This is a genomic window from Paenibacillus sp. FSL R5-0923 (assembly GCF_038009145.1).
Classification (GTDB): Bacteria; Bacillota; Bacilli; order Paenibacillales; family Paenibacillaceae; genus Paenibacillus_AQ.
The window spans coordinates 586,382-609,250 of sequence record NZ_JBBPAT010000002.1 but is presented as its reverse complement, the minus strand read 5'-3'; the positions used below and the strand labels follow the sequence as shown (position 1 = coordinate 609,250).

Annotated in this window: 27 protein-coding genes; 11 read left to right on the top strand and 16 right to left on the bottom strand. The window is 37.5% G+C overall.

Annotation, left to right across the window (positions count from 1 at the left end):
* The first annotated feature begins 378 nt into the window (after positions 1–378).
* Positions 379–798 (top strand): hypothetical protein, encoded by a 420-nt coding sequence (locus tag MKX35_RS27785; RefSeq protein WP_076298345.1) that lies wholly within the window; start codon positions 379–381, stop codon positions 796–798.
* A 115-nt stretch (positions 799–913) separates the two neighbouring features.
* Here MKX35_RS27785 and MKX35_RS27780 read toward each other — a convergent pair whose 3' ends face one another.
* Positions 914–1,123, bottom strand: a complete 210-nt coding sequence (locus MKX35_RS27780; RefSeq protein WP_076298346.1) for a type II toxin-antitoxin system VapC family toxin — start codon at positions 1,121–1,123, stop codon at positions 914–916.
* Positions 1,124–1,517: 394 nt separating this feature from the next.
* Between MKX35_RS27780 and MKX35_RS27775 the strand changes: the two genes are divergently transcribed.
* Positions 1,518–2,483: a restriction endonuclease gene (locus MKX35_RS27775; protein ID WP_256716208.1), complete on the top strand. Its 966-nt coding sequence runs from the start codon at positions 1,518–1,520 to the stop codon at positions 2,481–2,483.
* Positions 2,484–2,600: 117 nt separating this feature from the next.
* Here MKX35_RS27775 and MKX35_RS27770 read toward each other — a convergent pair whose 3' ends face one another.
* A complete protein-coding gene (locus tag MKX35_RS27770) occupies positions 2,601–2,792 on the bottom strand; it encodes a hypothetical protein (protein ID WP_341044500.1) in 192 nt (63 codons plus the stop codon).
* A gap of 306 nt (positions 2,793–3,098) precedes the next feature.
* Between MKX35_RS27770 and MKX35_RS27765 the strand changes: the two genes are divergently transcribed.
* Both MKX35_RS27765 and MKX35_RS27760 read left to right on the top strand, forming a co-directional pair.
* A complete protein-coding gene (locus MKX35_RS27765) occupies positions 3,099–4,241 on the top strand; it encodes a matrixin family metalloprotease (RefSeq protein ID WP_076298347.1) in 1,143 nt (380 codons plus the stop codon).
* Between the two features lie 53 nt (positions 4,242–4,294).
* Entirely contained in the window at positions 4,295–4,687 is a 393-nt protein-coding gene (locus MKX35_RS27760; RefSeq protein WP_076298348.1) for a hypothetical protein, read from the top strand.
* Between the two features lie 327 nt (positions 4,688–5,014).
* Here the strand turns inward: MKX35_RS27760 and MKX35_RS27755 are convergent, their stop codons facing one another.
* Positions 5,015–5,215 carry a hypothetical protein gene (locus MKX35_RS27755; protein WP_076298349.1) on the bottom strand — a complete coding sequence of 67 codons (201 nt, stop codon included), beginning with the start codon at positions 5,213–5,215 and terminating at the stop codon, positions 5,015–5,017.
* A gap of 1,392 nt (positions 5,216–6,607) precedes the next feature.
* On the opposite strand from MKX35_RS27755, the gene MKX35_RS27750 reads away from it, so the two are divergent.
* From MKX35_RS27750 to MKX35_RS27735, 4 genes are all read left to right on the top strand, one after another.
* Positions 6,608–6,739 carry a hypothetical protein gene (locus MKX35_RS27750; protein WP_341044499.1) on the top strand — a complete coding sequence of 44 codons (132 nt, stop codon included), beginning with the start codon at positions 6,608–6,610 and terminating at the stop codon, positions 6,737–6,739.
* A 245-nt stretch (positions 6,740–6,984) separates the two neighbouring features.
* Positions 6,985–7,299, top strand: a complete 315-nt coding sequence (locus MKX35_RS27745) for a hypothetical protein (RefSeq protein ID WP_076298350.1) — start codon at positions 6,985–6,987, stop codon at positions 7,297–7,299.
* 247 nt (positions 7,300–7,546) lie between these two features.
* Complete coding sequence (locus MKX35_RS27740; protein ID WP_076298351.1) at positions 7,547–8,299, top strand: hypothetical protein; 753 nt, start codon at positions 7,547–7,549, stop codon at positions 8,297–8,299.
* 194 nt (positions 8,300–8,493) lie between these two features.
* Positions 8,494–9,633 carry a hypothetical protein gene (locus tag MKX35_RS27735; protein WP_076298352.1) on the top strand — a complete coding sequence of 380 codons (1,140 nt, stop codon included), beginning with the start codon at positions 8,494–8,496 and terminating at the stop codon, positions 9,631–9,633.
* A gap of 256 nt (positions 9,634–9,889) precedes the next feature.
* Here the strand turns inward: MKX35_RS27735 and MKX35_RS27730 are convergent, their stop codons facing one another.
* A complete protein-coding gene (locus MKX35_RS27730) occupies positions 9,890–10,015 on the bottom strand; it encodes a hypothetical protein (RefSeq protein WP_256716209.1) in 126 nt (41 codons plus the stop codon).
* Position 10,016: 1 nt separating this feature from the next.
* Complete coding sequence (locus tag MKX35_RS27725; RefSeq protein WP_076298353.1) at positions 10,017–10,769, bottom strand: hypothetical protein; 753 nt, start codon at positions 10,767–10,769, stop codon at positions 10,017–10,019.
* A gap of 240 nt (positions 10,770–11,009) precedes the next feature.
* Between MKX35_RS27725 and MKX35_RS27720 the strand changes: the two genes are divergently transcribed.
* On the top strand, positions 11,010–11,606 hold the full coding sequence (locus tag MKX35_RS27720) for a chloramphenicol phosphotransferase CPT family protein (RefSeq protein ID WP_076298354.1): 597 nt from the start codon (positions 11,010–11,012) through the stop codon (positions 11,604–11,606).
* Between the two features lie 522 nt (positions 11,607–12,128).
* On the opposite strand, the gene MKX35_RS27715 is transcribed toward MKX35_RS27720, so the two are convergent.
* The gene (locus MKX35_RS27715; protein ID WP_076298355.1) at positions 12,129–12,611 is read right to left on the bottom strand and encodes a hypothetical protein; all 483 of its coding nucleotides are present in this window, start codon (positions 12,609–12,611) and stop codon (positions 12,129–12,131) included.
* Positions 12,601–13,167, bottom strand: a complete 567-nt coding sequence (locus MKX35_RS27710) for a hypothetical protein (RefSeq protein WP_081382718.1) — start codon at positions 13,165–13,167, stop codon at positions 12,601–12,603. Before MKX35_RS27710 ends, MKX35_RS27715 begins: the two co-directional genes overlap by 11 nt.
* 686 nt (positions 13,168–13,853) lie before the next feature.
* Between MKX35_RS27710 and MKX35_RS27705 the strand changes: the two genes are divergently transcribed.
* Positions 13,854–14,792: a hypothetical protein gene (locus MKX35_RS27705; RefSeq protein WP_076298356.1), complete on the top strand. Its 939-nt coding sequence runs from the start codon at positions 13,854–13,856 to the stop codon at positions 14,790–14,792.
* A gap of 496 nt (positions 14,793–15,288) precedes the next feature.
* A complete protein-coding gene (locus tag MKX35_RS27700) occupies positions 15,289–15,531 on the top strand; it encodes a hypothetical protein (RefSeq protein ID WP_076298357.1) in 243 nt (80 codons plus the stop codon).
* Between the two features lie 273 nt (positions 15,532–15,804).
* Here the strand turns inward: MKX35_RS27700 and MKX35_RS27695 are convergent, their stop codons facing one another.
* The 9 genes from MKX35_RS27695 to MKX35_RS27655 all read right to left on the bottom strand — a co-directional run bounded on the left by MKX35_RS27695 (position 15,805) and on the right by MKX35_RS27655 (position 22,534).
* Complete coding sequence (locus MKX35_RS27695; RefSeq protein WP_076298358.1) at positions 15,805–16,005, bottom strand: hypothetical protein; 201 nt, start codon at positions 16,003–16,005, stop codon at positions 15,805–15,807.
* A gap of 297 nt (positions 16,006–16,302) precedes the next feature.
* Complete coding sequence (locus MKX35_RS27690) at positions 16,303–16,863, bottom strand: hypothetical protein (protein WP_179086644.1); 561 nt, start codon at positions 16,861–16,863, stop codon at positions 16,303–16,305.
* A gap of 13 nt (positions 16,864–16,876) precedes the next feature.
* Positions 16,877–17,680, bottom strand: a complete 804-nt coding sequence (locus MKX35_RS27685; RefSeq protein WP_076298359.1) for a type II secretion system F family protein — start codon at positions 17,678–17,680, stop codon at positions 16,877–16,879.
* Positions 17,681–17,702: 22 nt separating this feature from the next.
* Positions 17,703–18,944, bottom strand: a complete 1,242-nt coding sequence (locus MKX35_RS27680) for a CpaF family protein (RefSeq protein WP_076298360.1) — start codon at positions 18,942–18,944, stop codon at positions 17,703–17,705.
* Positions 18,937–20,100: a hypothetical protein gene (locus MKX35_RS27675; RefSeq protein ID WP_076298361.1), complete on the bottom strand. Its 1,164-nt coding sequence runs from the start codon at positions 20,098–20,100 to the stop codon at positions 18,937–18,939. The genes MKX35_RS27680 and MKX35_RS27675 overlap by 8 nt, the downstream gene beginning before the upstream one ends.
* A gap of 188 nt (positions 20,101–20,288) precedes the next feature.
* Positions 20,289–20,723: a DUF6526 family protein gene (locus tag MKX35_RS27670; protein WP_076284057.1), complete on the bottom strand. Its 435-nt coding sequence runs from the start codon at positions 20,721–20,723 to the stop codon at positions 20,289–20,291.
* Between the two features lie 36 nt (positions 20,724–20,759).
* Positions 20,760–21,668: a copper amine oxidase N-terminal domain-containing protein gene (locus MKX35_RS27665; protein ID WP_076298362.1), complete on the bottom strand. Its 909-nt coding sequence runs from the start codon at positions 21,666–21,668 to the stop codon at positions 20,760–20,762.
* 74 nt (positions 21,669–21,742) lie between these two features.
* A complete protein-coding gene (locus MKX35_RS27660) occupies positions 21,743–22,162 on the bottom strand; it encodes a thiol-disulfide oxidoreductase DCC family protein (protein WP_076284055.1) in 420 nt (139 codons plus the stop codon).
* Between the two features lie 93 nt (positions 22,163–22,255).
* On the bottom strand, positions 22,256–22,534 hold the full coding sequence (locus tag MKX35_RS27655) for a hypothetical protein (protein WP_042124803.1): 279 nt from the start codon (positions 22,532–22,534) through the stop codon (positions 22,256–22,258).
* Between the last annotated feature and the right edge of the window lie 335 nt (positions 22,535–22,869).

The following is a 22,869-nucleotide window of genomic DNA, read 5'->3' as shown; positions in this document are numbered from 1 at the left end:
ATGTGAAATATAATTAATATTATTTTGTCAAACTCTATTGATTGTTAAATGAATTTATCGCACCCAAATTCCCCCACAAGAGGCGATAGATAAATTCTAGAACGATACAAAAACTGGTTTAAATGAAGTCGTTGCGGAAATTTTGCGGAAAATCGATGGACACCTCGATAGCCTTGAAAAAATCATCGTAACTGATGATGTAGAGACAATTAAGTCTAACATAGTGTCAAACAAAGAATTTATAGTTCTCTTCGAAGGTATTCCTTGGGATGATCTCACTGGTGATGAGGATAACGAGTAATTATACCCCGATCTGTTGCGCAAACATCTCAATATCTTCAAACAGTAAGACCAAACAATATTTAAGGAGGCATAACCGTGGCAAAAAAGGAAAGAACAGCTGTTGAACTAAAGGATTATTTCGATGAGGAGCAATTCAAAATGCTTGTAGGACAATATTACTTCTCTCAGCAGAATACAGAACTACAAAATGAGTTCATACAGAACCCAAAAGATTTTTTGTCTGATGCAACAGATATGACACTGATTGATGAATTTGAAGAAGCTGCATTTCTAACCAAATTCAACACTCTGTCCGACCAAGAAGTTCAAACTTTAATACCGCTTCTTAAAGAAGATTGCAATACTGATGAGTTTGATACTGAAGGTGATAGTGATGATTCTGATGACGAGGACGACGGCACAAACCTCATAGGCAGTTCAATGTTTCCTAATGTGGAAAACCAAGATGAACTGGAGGATGCACTTGAGGACCTACTTGAAAGAGGGTTAAAATAATAAAATGCGAGGGAGCAATGGAGCTCTCTCGCATTTTTATGACGCTCTTATTCAATGATTTTCGGTTACTATCAAAAAGAAACTTTTTTTTAATATTTAACGGGTTGTTCGCTCCTTAAGAAGCAGGGAGTATAATTTTCACTGAATTATATTTCTTATCATAATAGTCTGTGTTAAAATCTCCGTCAAAGGTGATGAGGAATTGACATCCACTTGTTTCTGCCAAAGTTAAGTGTATCGCATCGTAAGATTCGAGCTGATAGTCGGCTGAAAATTCTAATGCCAAATCGCCATCACTCTCATCAGAAGATGCAATCTCAACCATAAACCCCATTCTCCTGATAAGGTTTATTAAATTGTTATACATTTCGACTGATTCTTTATAATAGACAAATAATCCTGGCCGATAAAGAGGAAAAATTTTTTTTAGTTCTTTAACAAGCTTATCAAAACTATAGAAAAAACTTTAATAAGGGAATCCAATTGATGGCTCTTGTTATGATTTTTTATAATTGAACACAATTGGCTGTTCCTGTATCTTCAATTATATTAATTTGCTCTGCATTTGGACGAATGCCATTTCTATCCCACTTGTGTTTGATGTATAGTACGTTTCGAATTCATAGGTGATCACTCTTATTGGCTAAACAGGTTTGATATCACTTTGGTTTACATGTTTTTCGATACCACAATTCACATATAAAGGAGTTCCCCCTTCTATGACCATAGAAACAGTATTTTTTAATTTCATTGAAGATACGATGAAGGGAATACTACTAAATTTAGACAAACGAAATAATTTGTTTAGTTTACTAATACGAATTAATGATGCTAGCAAAAAAAGATATACTTGGTCAACTTCGGATCAAATATATATACCTGGAAAAACATTCAAAAAAACAACTCTTGATGCATATAATCAATTAATTTTTTTTGCCGAGGCCCTTGAAACGAGCAATTCCTCTTCCTCACCAAGAGGGGATCTCCTCCATCTTTGGGGAGTTTTAAACAAACATGCGATTAATTATTTCGCTTCCTTGTTTGAGAAAGATTACGGAAGTTTATTCAAAGAACATACGCTAGAGTACTTAATTAAAGTCTTCTTTTCGCAGACTTCGTTCGATCCTTATGATGAAAAGAAATTTATTCCTTTTATTTATTATCTTATCTATAGAGAGAAATTTGTTGAAAAGCGATTCTTTCGTAGTGATAAAATCATCAACTCATTTGAGTCGTGTTATGAAATCTTTTCTACATATGAAAATCACTATAAATTAAAAGCGTACAGTAAATCACTTGCCACTCCTCGAATTGAGTATGGGGTGAAGGTAACGATAGATGATATTGATTTAATGACTGGAATTGAATTCGAAGAGTTTATCGGGAATTTGTTTGAAAATATGGGTTATGCGGTTACACTGACGAAGGCATCTGGGGACCAAGGCGTTGATTTAATTGTTGAAAAGAATAAGGACCGTATCGGCATCCAAACAAAATGCTATACTTCAACCGTATCAAATAAAGCGGTGCAAGAAATTATAGCTGGACTTCGGTATTACGATCTTGGAAAAGGAATAGTCATTACAAATAACTATTTCACAGCTCCAGCAAAAAAATTGGCCGATGTCTCTAATATTGCTTTATGGAATAGGGACATGTTGAAGTTGAAATTAAATTCTTTGTAAAGAGTATTTATGATGCAGACTATAAAGAGCATTAAGTTAACAATGAACAATAGTTAAATGACAACAGCGGCGACCAAGACATGGATATTAAAGTCTTGGTCGCCGCTTCTTCTTTTATTAAAGAATGTCCTTACGAACAATTTGTACGTTCCGACGCAAATAAAAACTTCTGTTATTTTGAATCGCTGATGAACTATAGCTGCTGATCATTTGATTCTTCTCACACAGATGACTCCCCATCCATATGTCTACACCATGAGCGTCAATTAGTTCGATGTCTGTTGTGATGATTAGTTTATAATATAACACATTCCATTTCTAAGGGGTCTCTGTTTGAGTATATGCTCTCGCATTCCCCCTACTTCCCCCTTTTTTGTGTGTTAATAAAAAAAGCATCTCGCAGCAAATATGTAGACGTCCTTTTTAGCCTCATTTATTCTACAACAATGATCATTCTCTTATTAAATTCGCGGGATATCTTAGAATTTCTCAACAAGCATATTTTTTAGGTATAATTACCCATTTTTATATAATTAAGTTTAAAAACAACATTCCGTCTATTATATGTGCTATATTGGTATCGTTGTTAAATAAACCCACACATGGAGGTAAATGATGAAAAAAAGAACAACAGCTTTATTTGTTTTAAGTACATCATTATTATTTTCTTCTGTTGTTAGCGCTAACACCCATAGCCCAAGAGGCGGTAATGCCAATGGTAAAATTCAAGCTTGGTACGATTCTTCTATATCATCATATGGTTATACAAGTCATTTTGATCATGCAGTATCCACTTGGAATGGTAGAAATGCGAACGTCTCAATTTCCAAGACATTAAATAATTCTGGTCAAGTTGATAGATATTATGTTGGAACTACATCGGAAGAAGGTTTATATGGTCGTAATATTTGGTATAATGATTTAGGTATACCTGTAGATCCAGATTGGTTTTCTTGGAGTCGCTCTGTTGTTTCGGTATTTGACAATCAATTAAGGAATTTCAATGGCGGTGTTAATTTTACGTCGGCAAGAATTAAACATACTACTGCCCATGAAGTGGGGCACTCACTTGGTTTAGCACACACCACTGCAAGTGCTCAAGTTAGTACATCACTAATGACAGCAGGAGATAATTCATCTGTTAATAGAGACATTAACACTCCTTCAAGCTACGATATAAGTGAGTTAAGATCTCTTTATGGAGGACCTGGACTAATGGCTTCTTCCTTAAACGCAGATACTTCTAATCAAAATGAGGTTGACATTGAAACGCAATATGAAAGTTATGACACCTTATCTGAATTGTCAAGTTTTTCAGACCTCGTTGTTATTGCATCACCTACTGATGACTTTGAAAATAGAAAACATATTGCAACTTTTTACGATACAGGCGATTTACAAGATTATTACACGTTAAATAATCTTAGTATTAAAAAAGTATTAGAAGGAGATTCATCAAACATAGTGGAAAATTTAGAAGTAATTGAATCAAATGCTATAGTTGATTTTGGATTACAAAAAGTAAAAATGGTGAATGATGGATATCAAGAAACCCAAAAAGGAACCGAATATATTTTATTCTTAAGGAAAGATCCACAAGGCCAATATCAAATAATTAATAGAAACGAAGGAACCTTCACACTGGATGAGGTCAATTCTACAGCTACTAATAGAAGAGGAACTTTTATAACACGAGATAATGATATCAGAGATAATTTACTTAATGAAATTGCTACCACTTACTCAAACGAGTTGTAACTTTATTCTGGAGACTGAATATTCAGTCTCCTCCTTTCTTCAAGGAGGTAGTTATGAAAAAAATTAGCATCCTTTCAATTTCAATAATATTTTTATTGATTTTAATATTTGTATTAGTCAGACCAAAGCAAGATATCATTAGCGTTAACCTTGTGTCCGAAACAACGGAGATCACTTACACCGATAGTGAAAGCATCCAAATCTTCGATGATGCTATAAGAACCGTTAAAAAAGTACGCGGGTCTGTTGATGTGGGTGGTCCACCAACTTATCGAATGACTGTTACCTATGCTAATTCTGAGGTTGTCGAATACAGTCTTTATATGAATTTTAAAACGAAAAATGGCTTTTTGATTAAAAAAAGTAATAGTGAAAAGATGCTAGATTTAAAAGATCATAATTCGGAAGAGCTCGCTGATCTGTTAAGTAAAGAAAACAGAGAATAATATTTAAGGCATTCTTCAAAAAGTTATTCGTTATAGAAGCTCAATCCATTGAATATCTCTTGTTATTACTGATTTAACAGGGTTCAAGTTGTACTCTAGCTCACTCATTTCACTATGTTGATAATAGACACCTATTTGGTGTTTTTTTACGTTCCCCAAATTTTCGTGTCTTTACGAGGGAAAAAAATCCGATAGAATAATGGACTCACGAAGCTTAATTAAGCAGAAAAGGAACATTTGTTCAATGACAACAGCGGCGGGTTTAGACTTTCTTACCCAAATCTTTATCCACCGCAGTTTTTTATAAATAGAACAGCGCCCCTGCTCTTATTGAAGAACATCCTTACGAATAATCTGAACATTTGGTCGTAAATAATAACTGCTATTACTTCGAATCGCTGACGAGCTGTAGTTGCTTATCATTTTATTTTTCTCACACAGATGATTCCCCATCCATATGTCTACAGGAGCGCCAATTAACATTACACTTTTTAGTTCGGCGTCGGTTGTGATGATTCGTTTAGTCATACTGTCTCCTCCATCTCTATCTAATGGACTCCATTTCGCGTATAAGCCCTCCTATGTTTCAACCTCATAATCCCTTATGTATGAATAAAAATACGCCTACGTAGCAAATAAGCAGGCTTCCTTTTATGTCGCACGTCTTCTTAAGCATGACCATTCTTAATGTTCTAAATCAGCGTCATAATTCTTCGTTTTTTTCATTACCAACTTTGTTTAATCGAATCACACACATCAGTAAACAAGAACATGCGTCCTTTTTAGATTTAATTACATTTCATGATCAACTTTAATCTCTTATGATCAACTTTAATTTACTGGAACACTCCTGTTTCGATTAAATAAAGTTGGAAATATACATACCTTGTATTGCAAGCATTTTTTGAATCAGAGGTTAAAAATGATTAATTTAAAGTTGGAATCCCATTTAAAAAATATGAGGTATTTAATGTTGGCAATGGATATGCCTCCAACTTTCGTTAGCTAAAAAAAGTGTTGCATTTAAAGTTGGCAATGACACCTCCTTAATGTTCACCAGTCATAACAAAAAGACCATCGACTGTGTCGATGGCCCATAGATTTGCCTTATCATCCATATGAATACTCGGTCATATAATACACTCCATTTTTATTGGGCCTCTGTTTGCGTATAAGCCCTCATATTTCCCTCTAGTAAAAAAGTAACCTTTATTGATGAAGTCGCCTCGATAGCCAGCTAACGTCTATTTAATTACTCTTCTTCTCAATAATAATAATTCTTAATGTTCGAAATGGCGTCATTAAAATCTTAGATTTATCATTCCAAACTTTATATACGGTTAATTAACTCCTTTAATTTTCTTCATCAGTGTCAACTACGCTATTCAGAACCTCTGCATTCTTACGAATACGAATACATAAATACTTTAATAGATTTTGAACAGAAACGTATTACGAAAGTAGGTAGAATTCATTTCACTTCTCTAAAATAAACTGTTCTATTTTGCATACCGTATTTGGGTCTAAAAAAGCAGGATAATATATCTTTAAATTCCTAAAGCGAATCATACGTATATTCGCTCATTATTTATTTTCAGAGTGGATTTTCTGCCCCATTCTGTGGATAAACCCATGGGAACAAGCGTACTTACTGTGAATATCCTGTGGACAAGCTGTTAGTAAAAAAAAATGTTTACAAACACAATATATTGGGTTACCATTTATTTGAAAGCACAATATATAGATATGGAGGTGTCATAATGGCTAAATCCAGTTCACAAAAAACTTCAAGTTCCAAGATGTCAACTGTTGCTTCGAAAGCTCTACAAAGTAAACAAACCAGCAAGTTAACCAAGTCTTTGGCTGCAAGCGTCCTTTCGCAATCTAAATAATTTCAAATAACCTAACGGGAGTGAGTCTATGAGTAAAACAATTAAGATTAGAGTCGGCGGATCGAAGTCACAAACCAAAAACGATCTAAAAAAGTTTGAACGTGAAATCTCACGTGAAGTGGATAAGCAATTCGACAAATTAATAAAAAGATTAAAGTAAGCTTCACAACCTATACTTCTCCTCCTTCAGATGCGGGTACATCTGAAGGAGACTCTTATATCACAAATAATTACGAATAAATAATCCCTCAATCATTTTCTTTCAGATTAATCCTTTCGAATCACACATACCTGTTCTCCAAGAGTGATTCTTCATCATACATCGCTACTCTTCTTTTCGAAAATAACCATAGCTTCTACACATAAGGTTTATCATACAAAAATAATTGTAAAGGTGTGATCCAGATGGTAAAAGTAACTGGCTTTAAAGAATTAAATAACAGGTTGAATCAAATATGTAAAGGTGCCAAGGAACTTGGTGATCAAAAACAAATGTCCTTTGATGAGCTCTTCCCAGATTCCTTTATTCAGAAATACACCCCATCTGAAAATATCTCTGCTTTTCTAGAAGGCGTTGGTGTCAAATCGAAAGAAGACTTTGCGGCCCTTCCCCAGGAGGACTTAGAGGCCTATGTTCGTTCTACAACGAAATTTTCGACGTTTCATGAAATGTCCCAGGCTGCTCTTGCTGAAGTCGTATATAAAAGATTAGGCTTTTAGTTTGACAGTAGATCAAGCCCCTGCATAACAGCAGGGGCTTGATCTACTAAGGAGCGACCTTCGACTTTAAATAGTCCATCATATACCTTCCATTCTTTAAATAATGAATAGCTCTGCGCTTGATTTTCATTATAGAAATGATGAACCAGAATTGAGTTAACGGGCTGGACACTTCCAATATGTGTTAATGTTGGTTTACTATATATGGGGAAGCGGAAAAACGGACTAAGGAGTAGGAGTGAGTCTCATGACATCAGTCACACAAAGGATTGCACAGATTAAGCAACCTTATGGGGGCTACCTGAAACCAAAAGATTTTAATGAAATATTATTGGATGATGGAGTTGAACTTTACCCTGAAGAAAACATTAATGCAGGTCTAGTCGGAACAGCAGTTGATTATTTGACCCGTTATGCAATGGGCACTCCTGCTGCACAAGCGTTTGATATTTCACTACGTGGTGCATCAATTATTGGCGAAAGAGAAGACGCCGATTTCTTACTGTCTAGAGTGCGGGGGCTGGATGATCTATCAATAAGATCTGCATGTAAACTTGTGGGGTATGATGTATGCACTAGAGTCGGGATTATCGGATATAAGAATGCAGATGAAATTCATGCAGACGAAAAAACGATCTTCAATATTCGCACCATGGTAAATCGTAGTCTTGCCTTTTTCGAACAATATGGGCCAATCATCAAAGAAGGCTTCACTTTTGAACTTGGATACACACCAACGGTTACATCTGGCGATGGAGACTTCCTCACCGAAGATACCCTTTGGGATTTCAAGGTTTCAAAAAATAAGCCAACGACTGGACATACTTTACAATTATTGATGTATTACATTTTAGGTATTCGTTCAATGCGTAGGGAGTTTCATGACATAAAGAAATTAGGTATCTATAATCCAAGGTTTAACAAAGCTTATTTGCGTGAAATTTCAAAAATTGACTCTTCCGTGATAAAAGTGGTGGCTAGTGATGTTGTAGGTGTATAAGGATTGAATATATACGCTTTCATCAGAATTTATCGATAAAAGCACTTTAGGCACCCATCCATTTACTTACAATGAATATATTTTCAAGTACACAATTATCGGATACGTTAGTGAGTTAGTTATTCAATTAATTAAATTACGAAGTAGTATCTTTTCATTGAGGTTATAATCAGAAAAAATCGGAGGTTATGTACGTGGAAAGATTTGTGTCTCTAATGGTAAATCAAGGTGATTCATTCTATTTACAACGCGACAATTATTTAATAATTGTGGACGGCGGACTTGCGAAGAATAGCCTGACAAGTTTTTTCAAAATCAATGGGGGGAATGTAATTGAAAGCAACATGGTCGACATCTTAGTCTGCACTCATAATGATGCTGATCATGCGACTGGTATTCTTGGATTTTTAAAAGACGAGCGTCTATCATGTAAAGAGATCTGGTTACCAGGAACTTGGGCTAGTAGATTAGGGGATATATTAGTTAGCCCTTCCGTTTTTTTAGATGAGTTGGCTGAGAATATTCATAAAAAAAGCATAATAGATCTAGCTACTTATGGCGACGCTCTATCTGATTATGAGCAAATGTTAGACGTAAAAAATATGATGGAGGATTATTTTCAATTAGAAGAATTACACAATGACTTTGAGGTATCTTCGGAAAAGGATTTTGATATCTTTCATTTAGCTTATATGACTAAACACAATATTTGGTGGCAACTTGACCCAGACAAGATTGAAATATTTGTAGAAGCGATTAATGCAGCCAAAATGATAAAAGATATAGCGCTCGCAGCTTTTCAGAAGGGCGTTACTATAAAATGGTTTGAGTATGACAAATACGAAATGGCCTCGGGTGGGATAAAGGATATTTTAGAGCCATTGAATTCAAAGGAAATTAGCAAGATAAGAAAACTTGGCGCTTTAGAATACCTTGCCCTTTCTAAATCAAATAAACAGAGCTTAGTCTTCCATTCTCCTAAGACTCTAAATGCACCCGCTGTACTATTTTCCGCTGATTCTGACTTTGGTTTTGATCAAACAATTCCTTGGTCAAACGACATGATAATAACTGCATCACATCATGGTTCAAAAAGCAATCAAAACTGCTATAAACGGTACAACAATGATAATCCAGAGGCATTGAATTCAATTTGGGTCCGTAGTGATGGGCGATTTAAATCAAGGCCTGGGGACTGGTACTTAGAAATCGCTTCTACACAACGATATTGTACACGGTGTAGTCCAAATTTTACGTCCTCACAGAATGTTGAGTTTAACAATAATCAATTTAAATGGCATTCCTCAGCAAATACCTGTATGTGTCGTCAATAAAAGTGAGTCATTTATAATTAATATGTATGGAAGCCGTCGAGATCATCAGTAGATTATTTTAAAATATAATTTTTGGTTATTCCAGACTTGATCAACTTTTAAAGTATACTCAACATAAATTTATCCATTGATTTCTTGTCAACGTTCTAAGGTCTTAACTGTGAATAACTGTAAACAAAAGAGGTTTGAGCGTACTAAGACAGTAGACAATTATTAAAAACAGAAAAAACGCCTCTCATCGAGACGTTTCCGCATTTTACTCATCACCTTTATTAGCATCTTCTACTCGTTCAAAGCCTTCTGTTATAGATCGAAGTGGGGCTGGTTCTGGAGGAGCTGGTGGTTCACTTTGGTTTCTAGCATCATCGTTGGGATTAGTCATGTCATTCACCTCCTTGACTGCTATTAACTTTCGATAACTGAATTGCTTCAAGCTCTGATTTTATTTCTCTAATCACCTTTTCTTGCTCCTGAACTGTTTTCACCAAATCATTATGATCATTTAAATCTATCTTTTTAAATTGTATGGTATCAATTAGTTCACTAATCTTCTCAATTTCAATCTTTTGGATATCGCTTTTTTCATGAGCCATAAAATATGGGAATAGCGTAGTAAGACCTAAAATAAGCGATATGATCAATAAATATCCAATATTCCTCAGATACTTAAGCTTTCTCTCATTCAATATCATGTTCTCTTCTGTACTTGTCTTATAATAATGATACATATCTTTATCAATCTGATTTTTAACGCACTCTTCTTTGGGGAGATTGTAATAATTCCTATACTGTTCATAATATGTATCAAAATGAACTACATGCTCATTTGCCTTATTTTCTAAAACAGTTGGGGTCGGGATATATTTATAGCTATATGTGTAGTAAGCTTTCATTAAATAAAAGATAACCACAATTAAGGAGAGAGAAAGCAAGCTCAGCATTACATAGAATACAACACCCCACGTTCCTTTCTGGATATCTTCTATCCCATTGATATAAAAGGCATCCAATGCAATGAGCAAGCTTAAAAAACCAATTGGTGTTTGAATTCGCCCGTTTATTTTTTCTTTTTGTTCATGCTCATTATAATACATCTCTTTAAAGTGCTCTAAGTAGTAATCGTGTACAACAGACACTTTTTCTCCACCTTTTATTGAATAATTACAGCCACTTGTGTGAATGCCCCTCAAAGAAAGAAATTGCAGTCAGTATGCAATCTCCACAACAAATAAGGTTATGGGCCAAAAGCATTATACCATAAATGGGGATGACTGGGATGTATTGTTTCTCTTACTTTTCTTTTACGGAACAAAAAACAAAATGTTGAATATTACGATGTCTTACACTCAAATCTTGATATGTAAGGGGGATTCGTTTTGAAGAAAGGAGTTATTGTGTTATTGAACGGAGCCTCAAGCTCAGGAAAGACAAGTATTTCTATGGAACTAAAAAAACAGAACGACATCCCATTTCATCACCTATCCTATGGTGATTTTTCTGGTAACTACAATGATTTTATCAATAAAACATATCCAGGCATTAAACCTACACGAGTATTGGATGATGAAGTTGTCTCAGAGATCCTTTTTGATCCCATCAGCTCAGTGTACTATGCGACCATTAAATTGTTTTCGGAAATGGGGCTGAATGTCATCGTCGATACAGTAATTGACAATGACAAGCGTTTTAATGAGTTTCATGATCTGCTGATGGATCTTCCTACATTGTTTGTAGGTGTATTGTGTTCAAGAGACGGACTCATAAGAAGAGAGCATATTAGAGGAGATCGAGCGCTTGGATTAGCACTTTACCAGTTCGACATAGTTTATTCCTTTAATGAATATGACCTTGAAGTAAATACAGAAGAGCTGAGTCCAACAGAATGTGCCGATAAAATATTTAGGTTTATTAATTCTGATCAAGAATACTCGGCATTCAAGAAACTAAACAAAAGAGAGATTAGGGGTTCGTAGAGGAGAAATCCACAACCGATTCAAGCATTGGAGACGTTGCCCCTCTTCCTGACCGACGGATTTCGAAACTAAGTTAACAGGAATCTCAGTTTCAAAAACAAAGAAAATGAATTGCAGTCCTCTAATGATTGTCCTTTTCTCCAGTGGAAGACATGAAGTTTTAATCGGAACAAAAAAGGAGCATTTTATAGATAACGAACATCACAAAGCTTATCATTATTTACTTGGCAAAATTAAATTGGCTTACTTCTATGGGTAAGAATTTGCTTGCGATTCATATTACCTCTAACGGCATTGATTATTTTGAATTATCATTATCCGATTAAAAAAATTACTCATACTTGAAATAAAACCCGCCAAGCTTTAGCCTGACGGGTTCATTCTTATAATCCCAACCGTATCTCACTTGTTGAATCTTAATGCTATGGTTCTTTTTTTAAAGGGCTAAAAAATGTCATTGATAGTGTATAAAATAAGTCCGTATGGACACCGCTAACTTAGAAGCTCAAATTAAAAATTTTATTACACTATCAATCTATCTCGAACAATCATACTCAAAATTTCCTCTAACTCTACATATCTATATGTATCAAATCTAGGAGTATCAATAGTTTTATCAAACTCAAATTGTAAGTGATTATCAGGATGATCAGCCATTTCCATTACCTTATCATAATGGAAAATATACCGAACATTTCCTTCATCAACCTTTACAAAAGCAATATTCGAAATTGATATTTCATATTTTCTATTTCCTATTTTTTCTAAACTTTGGGCAATCATCAAAATTGAACCGTCTACAAACTTTAACGGGAACTCATTCCAATCTGTTGTTTCACCAGCATGAAGTATAGAATAATTACCTAAACCAATTTCTGCAAACTGGCCATAATCTTTAAGTTGAATATGTTCAGCAACCCAAGCGTTTTCAAAAAAGTTTTCATACTTAAATATCGTTTTTTTTAGGTATATTTTATATTCATGTAAGCTACCTTTAAAAATCATTATTCTCCATCTCCTTCAATAGTTTCTCCATCCGTTCCCACATTTTCAATTGTGCTCTTGAATAATTTTTAACCATACCGCTAGAAATTGCTTGCTTATATTCTTCTACATTGCCATACCCAGATGTAGTGCGAGCTCTATTTACATTTCTTAATATATCTTCCTTGGTGGCTTTTTCCACGACTTCTTCATTTAATTCCAGCCGAGTATCATCATCGGTGTCCTCAAACTTCATAGTATTACCTCCTTTCTCAACTATTTTTCCCGTATTTTTATCTAGAACAAAATATTTTGTATTTTCATTTTTAAAATAGGCATCTACATTTCCTCTGGCCTCTTCTTCTGTTGCGCTTACTTTCATATCTGATAATATGACATATGCAGGGGTCCCCCACCCTTGTTCCTTATCACTTTTTTCTATTTCAACAAACTTTCCTGACTTAACATCATATTTCAATTCAATAATGTTTTTGCCTTTATTTTCGTCAACTTTTAATATTCTAATATCGTCTTCACTTATCATTTTTTTAATCTCTTTATCAGAAAAATGCGACATTTTAACACATCCTTTAAAATAATGTATGATCTTCAACCATATAATTAAATTTGCATTTTTAAAATCCTAATAATTATAAGAAAGCATCTAACCTCACATAACTCAAATAGCATTGTGAAAATAAATCAAACCTTGTTTAAAATGTCAAATTCCATTTATAGATGATCTTAATTGACTCCCTATAAAAAATATTCCGAATCACTTTCATTTTTTCCAATTAATGAAATATCTAAATCATACTATTTATTGCATCAGTTATAAAGTACAGTTGCTCATTTCACAGAGCAATCGCTTATGGATCTTTTCATAAGTCCTTATTATAAAAAGGCTGAATGTTCAACTTTTCTATAACATCCACTTTGGATGATGAAGACCCAACATTTTTATAGAATACTTAGCTATAAAGATACAAATACTTGAACCTTGAAAATACCCCTCACAGAACTACACTAAAAAGAAACGAAGCCCGAATAGGAAGGCATTCAAATTAATCAACTCAATCGACTAAGTTTGTCAACAAGCAGGCAGGTTAGTTTGAAGAGGCATGTTTATGAGCTAATTACTAGTTTTCCACATAAAATCATGTTTAAGTGTATAAATACGGATAATGAACTACTGGTTATAAATTTAATTTCTCGGATGATAACATGCAACAGATATTACAAATAGCGAAGGAAGTTAAGACAATGAGTAAAATGATACCTGATTTGATTATTAGTAAGAAAGAAACAAAAATACTGATTAATAAGTTGGATCTAAACTCTCCAGTTGAAATTACAGAAGAAGATTACATTAAAGTTTTTGGCGATAGGACATTGAAATCATTACTACTTCAAGCAATGGAAGAATCCAATCACTTTGATATGGGTAAGCGCAAAATTAAAACGAACACAGGAATTAAACAAATAGTAGGATGTGTTTTAGAGAACTTCATTGTTGGCTTAATGGGGATTGATTTAACGACCAAAAAGAACCTCTTTGAATGGTGTACGGGGATTACGTACCATACCTTTAAAGAGGGCATGTACGGTTACGACAATTTTATTTCGTTATTATTTGCTGTCAAAGTAGTTGGAAGAGCCTCTAAGCTAACCAAAATTCATCAACCTGACCTATTTTCGACATCTGATGCTCATGATATTGAATTTTATATTCCTGATCTGAACAGGCATAATAAACTCACCCCGTTAGGTGGACTGCAAGTTAAAGCATTGCAAGGCAATGAAAAAGTTCGAATTGTCGAGCCTCTCCTAAAGAAGAAATATAAATGTGTTCTCACCTTGTTGAAAGACGAAAAACATGTACATAGCTACGAAAGATGCTCGGACATCCTCTATGATCTTTATAAAAAGGGTGAAATTGATACATCCGACTACTTAGAATTTACACGCAGGATAAAAAAGCCAAATCAAGTCGGTATTCCGCAGAGATTAATTAACGATATCTATACGTTACTCCTTAAATTAGAGAATGATGGATTGAAAATATTGGACAAGGATGGTAATGTACTTTCAAACAAAGAATTCCTTGTCAGCGGGTTAATTACTGCAATGTATACCTTGGACCAAGGGGAAAGCCTCATTATTACGGAAAGTGAAGAAAATAACAATTTTACGATCAATTAATGAAAACAGACCTATTTGAATACCAAGGAGAAAAGGGATTATCGCATATCCTTTGTAGCGATTTTAATGAATCACAAAACCTCCCATGTTTTCTTCTTACGAAAATCCTCCACCCTTGATAAAGAGACCCCGTTAAACAGGAAATCAGATCAGCGCATACAGCAGCCATCAAGACTTGGAAGATGTCTTGATGGCTGCTTCTTCTTTTCTTATTGAATAACATCCTTCCGAAGAATTTGTACGTTTGAGCGCAAATACTAGCTGTTCTTACTTTGAATTACTTTGAATTACTTTGAATCGCTGTTGATCTATAACTATGTATTCACACAGATGATTCTCCATCTATAAGTCTATAAGAGCGACGATTAACGTTGCGTTTTTCAGATTAGCATCTTGTGATGAATAGTTTCGTCGTAATGCGCATTAAAGGAACAAAGCCCTCTTCTGTTGAATGTAAAAGTTGTTCAAATAGAAATTTGAAGGGAAGTGTTTTGTATTGGCAGTACAAGTACATGCCTGTTTGCTTGGTAATTGGGTAAATCTCACTGATGATCCTGAATGCAAAATTGGTGAGAGTGGTTCTTCACCATATATTTGGTGGGAAGAAGGTGCGAAAGTTTGGAGTCCACATACAAGAGAAGAACAGCATACGATGTATCAGCTTGATTATGTGCATATTGTTTATAAAGGCACTGACTACCGAATTCACCCGATCTTTATTCAGATCGTAAACAATTAAATTTTCTTTCAAGATCTTCTTTAACTGCTCCAAGTTAGCAAACTCCATATTGGCGGCTTGGAGATTTTTAACAAAGTTTGCGTCTACCAAAAACTGAAAAATGCTAAATACTGCAAAAAAATTTTACCTTATAGGATTCTCCTTAAATTACATGCCAAAATATGCAATCAAATTCCTTAAGAAGGAAACATCGATTAATCGAAACAGCGGAGACCAAGATTTTGGCAGTAAAGCCTTGGTCCCCGTTTCTTCTTTATTAAAACCTCGCTCCTCTTACTGAAGAACATCCTTCCGAACAATTTGTACATTCGGACGCAAATAATAACTGTTTTTACTTTGAATCGCTGATGAACTATAACTATGTATCATTTTATTTTTCTCACACAGATGATTCCCCATCCATATGTCTACAGGAGTGCCCATTAACATTACACTTTTTAGTTCGGCGTCGGTTGTGATGATTCGTTTAGTCATACTGTCTCCTCCATCTCTAATGGGCTCCATTTCGCATATAAGCCCTCATAAGTTCCAACCTCATAAAGCCCCTTATTTATGAATAAAAGGTGCCCACAAAGCAAATAAGAAGGCTTTCTTTTTTGTCGTATGTCTTCTTAAGCATGACCATTCGTAATGTTCAAAATCAGCGGTATAATCCTTCGATTTTTCATTGCCAACTTTAAATTAATCGTTTCGGACGCTCTGTATTCGCGTTTCGAGCTTTTCATTGCCAACTTTAAATTCGTTTTTCCAACTTTAATTGTGCTTTACCAACTATTTTTTATCATTTTCAACTTTATTTAATCGAATCAACTCCACACAGCGAATAATCGCCCGTTGCACGGTCTCACCTGCTCCTACCAGCAATACAATGCTGTTCAGAAGTTCTGGTAGCTCGAGCATAATATTCTGCTCTCTCACCCTCACCTTTTTATGTAAATCACTCACCATAGCAGCTGGTAGAGCTACCGCCAAGAAAAAACCTAGAATCAGACCTGTCTGATCGCCGCTAAATCCTGTGATCAAACTTCCACCCACAAGCAGCAACCAACTGTAGCTAAGCCTCTCACCCATGAACAACAGGGTTCGTTCTGCACTGTAACGCATCCCATAACTTCGCTGCAGGGAACGTTGAATCCTGAACATCAACGATGGAAAACGACTGACAATGCCGGTTTTCTCAATGAGCAGCAACAGCGGTTCACCCAGCTTCCGAAGTCGTAATCCTTCCATAGGAAGTTCTCTTAATCCGTCATATCTTTTTCCGCATTTAATTCGTAACAGAGCCCAGACAACAAGTAAAAATATAGTGACTACTGCACATAGCCATCGCATGATTTCATCCCCTTCACAGCGGAATGTCCATTATTTTAGTAGTCCAGAGATAACATAAAAACAAAGCTACTAATGCAAGCGTCGATATGGCTATACCCGCTCCTGTGTACATGGGCTGCATGTAGTCTCCTGCAGTCAAACTCATAAAGATCACCATAATTAGTGGAGATATTAACAGCGCTTTCGCTTCGAATTTCTTCTGTGAAATGCTTACAGTAATATCTTGCTGAATATCCAGCTTCTCTCCAATAATCGTAGACGTACGGCGCACTACTTCTACCAGATCACCGCCTGTACGTTTACATACAGAGAACACGTCAGCGAACCGCTCAATATCTTCCATTCCTGCTCTTTCACTGAATTCCCGAAGCGCTTCCTCTACTGGCTGACCGTATTCCATGCGCGTACAGATAATATTTAGCTCCGAGATCATATCGCCGCCCCCCTCCGGGTCCAGCATACGTAAGTCTTGGACCGCTTCCCGGAAAGCATTCTCGACCGATCGCCCTGCTGAGAGTGAGGAAGACAATGAAAATAACGTCTGTTTAAACTGTAAATTAAGCATACTCCGGCGTCTTTTCAGCAAATAATTACGCAGCATACGAGGTGCATACAGCCCACCTGGCATAAGTAGTAACGACAGTATCCATTGATGATAAAAAAGATATCCCACTCCAAACAGCAGCAAACCACCTACTGCAATAGCCAGAGTTTTCTGTATCAAGGTCAACTCATATACCGTATAATCCGGCAATAATGAATGGCCTCTGGAATCAGCTTTCTTAGGCTTTTCAGCAGCAAACTTAATCTTAAGCACTACCTCTTCCCCCTTTTAGAATTCAGAATCCAGCCTGTGATAACGGATAGGAGGTTACACCAGCCATTCTAAGCTTTGCTGTATGCATAAGCGGGTTTGCGCAAGAAACCAGCCCTCCTTGTACCCGGCCCTCTCGTTCACCGGACTCTCGAAATTCATATAGAGGGTTCAAGACCACTTCTCCATCTTTCAGGCCTGCAACCTCACTAATCTCCATCACTCGCCTAGAACGATCACGGAGCCTAGATAAGTGTACGAATATATCAATCGCCGATGAGATTTGCTGACGAACAACCGTTACCGGCAGATCCGCAGCACTTAACACCATCGTCTCCAATCGACTGACCATATCGTGCGCGCTGTTAGAGTGACCCGTTGATAACGAACCATCGTGTCCAGTGTTCATCGCCTGTAGCATATCGAGGCATTCCGCTCCCCGTACCTCACCCACAACAATTCGATTGGGTCTCATCCGCAGCGAAGAACGAATCAAATCTCGAATGGAAATCTCCCCTCTGCCTTCCGTATTCGCGTTCCTAGTCTCCAGGGAAACCAGATTTGGCACCGTTACAATCTGTAGCTCAGCAGAATCTTCTATTGTGATGACCCTCTCCTGTGAAGGGATAAACTGAGATAACGCATTTAGAAAGGTGGTCTTCCCCGAGCCCGTTCCCCCGCTTATAAAAATGTTGTATTTAGCAGCTACTAAGATTTGCAGTAGCTCTGCTGCTTCCTGACTTAAAGCTTCACGACTCACCAATTCATTCATCGTCATCGGCTTCTCCGGGAATTTACGTATGGTCATCGCTGGTCCCTTCAGTGAGACTGGCGGAAGTACAATATTCACACGGGATCCATCCTTCAACCGGGCATCAACGATAGGAGAGGAGTCATTTACTACCCTGTTAACACCGGATACTACCGTTTGGATAATGTCTTCCAGCCTGCTGCTGGACTCAAATTCCAAAGGAAGACGACGAATCTGACCCTCCTCTTCTATAAAAATTTCAGTATGACTATTGATCATAATCTCCGTGATCGCCGGATTATCCACTAATGGCTGAAGCACATCCAATCCTCGGAAGGAGTCAAATAGTCTCTTAACTAACTCATGCTTCTCCTGTGCTGTTAAGTAACGGAGGCTTTCACTTTCTAGAATCGTTCGTTCGATAAACCCAGTAAGTTCACGGTTTCCTACTGCAGAAGTCACATCAAGCCCTGCACGAATCTCACTACGCAGCGCCCTGAACATCTCCTCATTCATGGATATTCTTCCCTGTAAAAACTAATGGGAGTGCTGGCTCTACAATCCGCTTGCACAACTGCATGATCTCCTGCTGAAATTGTGGAGAGTTCAAAAAGAGCTCTTCACGGTGTTGCAGCGTCCATGATGGGATAAAGGGACATACGCCTTCAATGATAATTCCTTCAGGAGGCACCCACTCTTCCAAACGATCCACTGCAAAATTCACTACAAATTTACTCTTGTCCATCACATGGGGGGACATGCCAGAGTTAGGAGCGGTGCAATGCGACAGCCATCTCATAGTCTTATACATGCTTACATCATCATTTTTCAGGACCCAAAGTAAAATCCCACTTCGCTGCAGCACAGCCTTCGCACGCTCTTCCTCGATGCTGCCGGTGTCCACAATAACAACATCAAAGTTTCTCTCCGCAACCAGCCGCTCTAACAAATCCAGCGTATCTTGCAAAGTCATCTGCAGCATTTCCTTCACATTAATAACTGGTCTGAAAGCAGCAGTTCGGAGGTGATCATATCTAATGAAGTATTGTCCTAATTCGATCGTATCCGCTTCATCCTTGTCTCGATTGGCCTTTATTTCATATAGCAGCCGCTCTAGTCCAGGCGTATAACCTGCAGGGATTCTGAGAAACAACCCACTGCTGTCTATACTCTCAAGGTTCAGATAGAAAACCGAAAGGCCCATTTCACCAAGCTGCTTCGCCATATTCAATGCTATCGTTGTTTTGCCCATGTTGCCGCTGGCAGAGACAACCCCCAGCAACAGCGTTTCATCTAGCACAGAAGATCCTCTACCTCTCTGAACTTCACATAACTGGAGAAATGCTCCCAGGAGGGAAGGAAGCGCCTGATATTTGGCAATCATCACTCCCCCTCCCAGGCTTTTAGAACTCTTACCGAGATAACCTCCATCCTCACTCAAAACTGCCCATGGAACCGTGCTTTTCCCCTCTACTAGCCAAGCCTCGATAAAAGAAGAGTCCCCCACAACAGCATCCGGGATGTCCTCTCCCCTCATAAATTCGATAAAAGCATCCATTCGGCTAAAAGCCGTAATACGCAGCATTTCTCCGTACTCGCTGTGATGAAGATAGTGCAGTAATGGTTCGATATATTGACTTTCACGCACTGCGAGCACAATCCTTGCCGCCATGAAACCACGCTCCTTTCGATAAGAAGAAATCCATTATTTCCTCAAAAAAAGACAGCAAAAAAAAGCACCGACAATAACCGTGGATACGGTAATTGAACGGTGCTTCCGTTACTATTCCTTTAATTTACAGCTATAGTAGCATATATATATGAAGGCAGCAATAAGTTTTTTCGCACACTAGCTGGATACTATACTCTCATCTTATCTTCGCGCCAGTTCTTAATGGCAGACCGAATATCAGCAGGAATGAGCTTCTCCTTCACCGCCAGTTGACACAGTCCTGGAAACTCATCATCACCCGCATAACGTAGCGCTATAATTTGGGCTATTTCAAGCTCTGGGCTCAAGGCTTCGCCCGTCAGACGGAAATAGCGGAACTGCTCTTCCACTCTCACCACGCGGTCCTGATTTTTTGTCGCATATATACGAATTCTTGTAATCGCAAAAAGTAAGCATAAGGACATACCGAATAACAGCAATGGCACCGTTAAAGCACCATCATCACGTATCTCTTGAACAGCATAAATCGCCGACCACACAAACAAAATTAGCGCAAGCGGCATCGTCACAAAATGAAAAGGCCAATCAAAACGCATAAATCCCTTGGGCTTCCCTTTATTCATAATTCATCTCCATATTTTATATGACTTGTAGAGCGCTTAAAGCTTGGTCTCGCCGGGAATAGCCACGATAAAGGGCTTGTTACCCTCCCAGTTCAGCGACTTCCCTGAAACTTTAGTCGTTCCATCCACATTAACGATTCCGCAAATAATCTGACTTCCCCATACACTCGTATAATAATAGGCATAGGATGGGGCTAAAACAGGGGCTTTACCATATTCCTTCGCAATGGGGTGTCCGAATATCGCGGTAAAATCTTTTTTATCAGCCTCTTTCGAATTGTCCAAATCTGCTTCCCATACGACTGTTCTAATGTTGTCTTTAATCTCATAATACGATACAAAATGCCCATAGATTATGAAATATCCATCAGATCTGCCTTCAGGAAAATAATACGACATAGACAACGCTTCATTATCACCCGTTAATTGGGACGGTTCTCTTTCTTCAACCGGGAATTGTAAAGCAGCAATGCGGGAAACTACCAAGTCCCTACTATTATAATTCTGCACAAGCTTCGCATTTGCACGTTCCTGAACCCAGACAGTATTCGTAGTAACATCTACCGTTACTCTTGCTCCAAGAGCTTCCGCAATAAATCTCAGCGGCACCGTAACTCTTCCATCCATGATGCTAGCAGGTGCATCCAGTTGTACAGATTCGGAGTTCTTCCACGCCGTTCGAGAACCCACAGCAAGCATAATCTTCATGGAGTCTCTAACGATCGTTACTTGCTTTGTACGGGCTTCCCACTGAATAGAAATATTCTTGAAGCTCTCAAAAGCCTTCAGCGGAACCATCGTCTGTCCAGAGACGATTTGCACGCCGTAATTCACGCTCGAATTATTCACCATTACCTTGAGCTTAGCATCTGCGGATACCGTTCCCATCGTACCTAAAGGAGCTAGCATAACTATTAATAGATAAAGTCCTGCCTTTCGCAACATCCCTTCACCCCTCGCTAAATGTCCTTAGATATACCAAATTATGGTTACATTATAACATCTAGCCAAATCCCAGATTACAAAAATCTTTGTTTGATCTCCGGTGTTGGGAGCAGACATTGCTCATCGCGCCCGAACCAACGGTAACGATTCCTTGCAACATAGCGGTAAAGGATATTCCGTATTGGGCGCGGCACTATAATGAAGATATACGCAGCAGGCCAAGGCCATCTCAATCTACGTGCAATCCGCAGTACAGCAGCCGACTCTGTATAATACACACCGTTCTCCAGCAATACAACTGTGTTCAACTGCCCAGGTTGAAGTCCAGCCTCACTCATTAGCTTAGCGGCAATTTCACTTTGTAAAGGGGCGAATAAAAATTTAGCCTTGGGATCACGCGGGATGATGAAACGAATCAAACCTTGGCAAAGATGACACACCCCATCAATCAACACAATGGACTTATTTTGCATAATGTTCAGCTCCTCGTTCATAGCTCCCCCTCCCTATATAAATAAGTGTATCGCATATTTTGGGTAAACAAAAACGCGGGATAGAATCCCGCGCCAACATGTACCGTTCTTTAATTATTCAGCAATTGCCTTTTCAATCCATTGATCACCGATCATTTGTCCTTCGAAATCAGCAGTGAATGCCTCCATGCATTTACAGATGAAATCTTTGCGGCAAATTGGACATGGAGTTTTAAGCAGGCGGCTGATGTTCGTCATTTTCCATTCCGGAAACCGATTATAAAACGCACGGCACTCCGTTCCATCAGCAAGCTTGATAATGAACTCGTACAATCCTTCCTTATCGTTGCTGCTGGCTTTGGTCACATTCGTAATATTCGGTCTGTAAGACATCTTCATCACCCATTATTTAAATTTTTGGTTGTAAATTGCACACGCAACATATTCTCAGATACTTAGACATATTAAAGAATTTTAAGAGTGATGTCAACCAAAGACGCCTAACACGGAGGCTATTTATTGCTCTTTTCTGATCAACGCCTTTATTCAGTCATTATTTCCATAAAATATATACAGATACATTTAATTTATGATCATTCATTTTGCTGTGATTTGATAAACCGAATGGGCGTTAATGGTTCATAGAATTTTCTTATTTGGCTCACCCTCATAAATAGTGTACAATTAAATTGCGATAAATTAAAATTAGGAATTACAAAGGAGGTGGC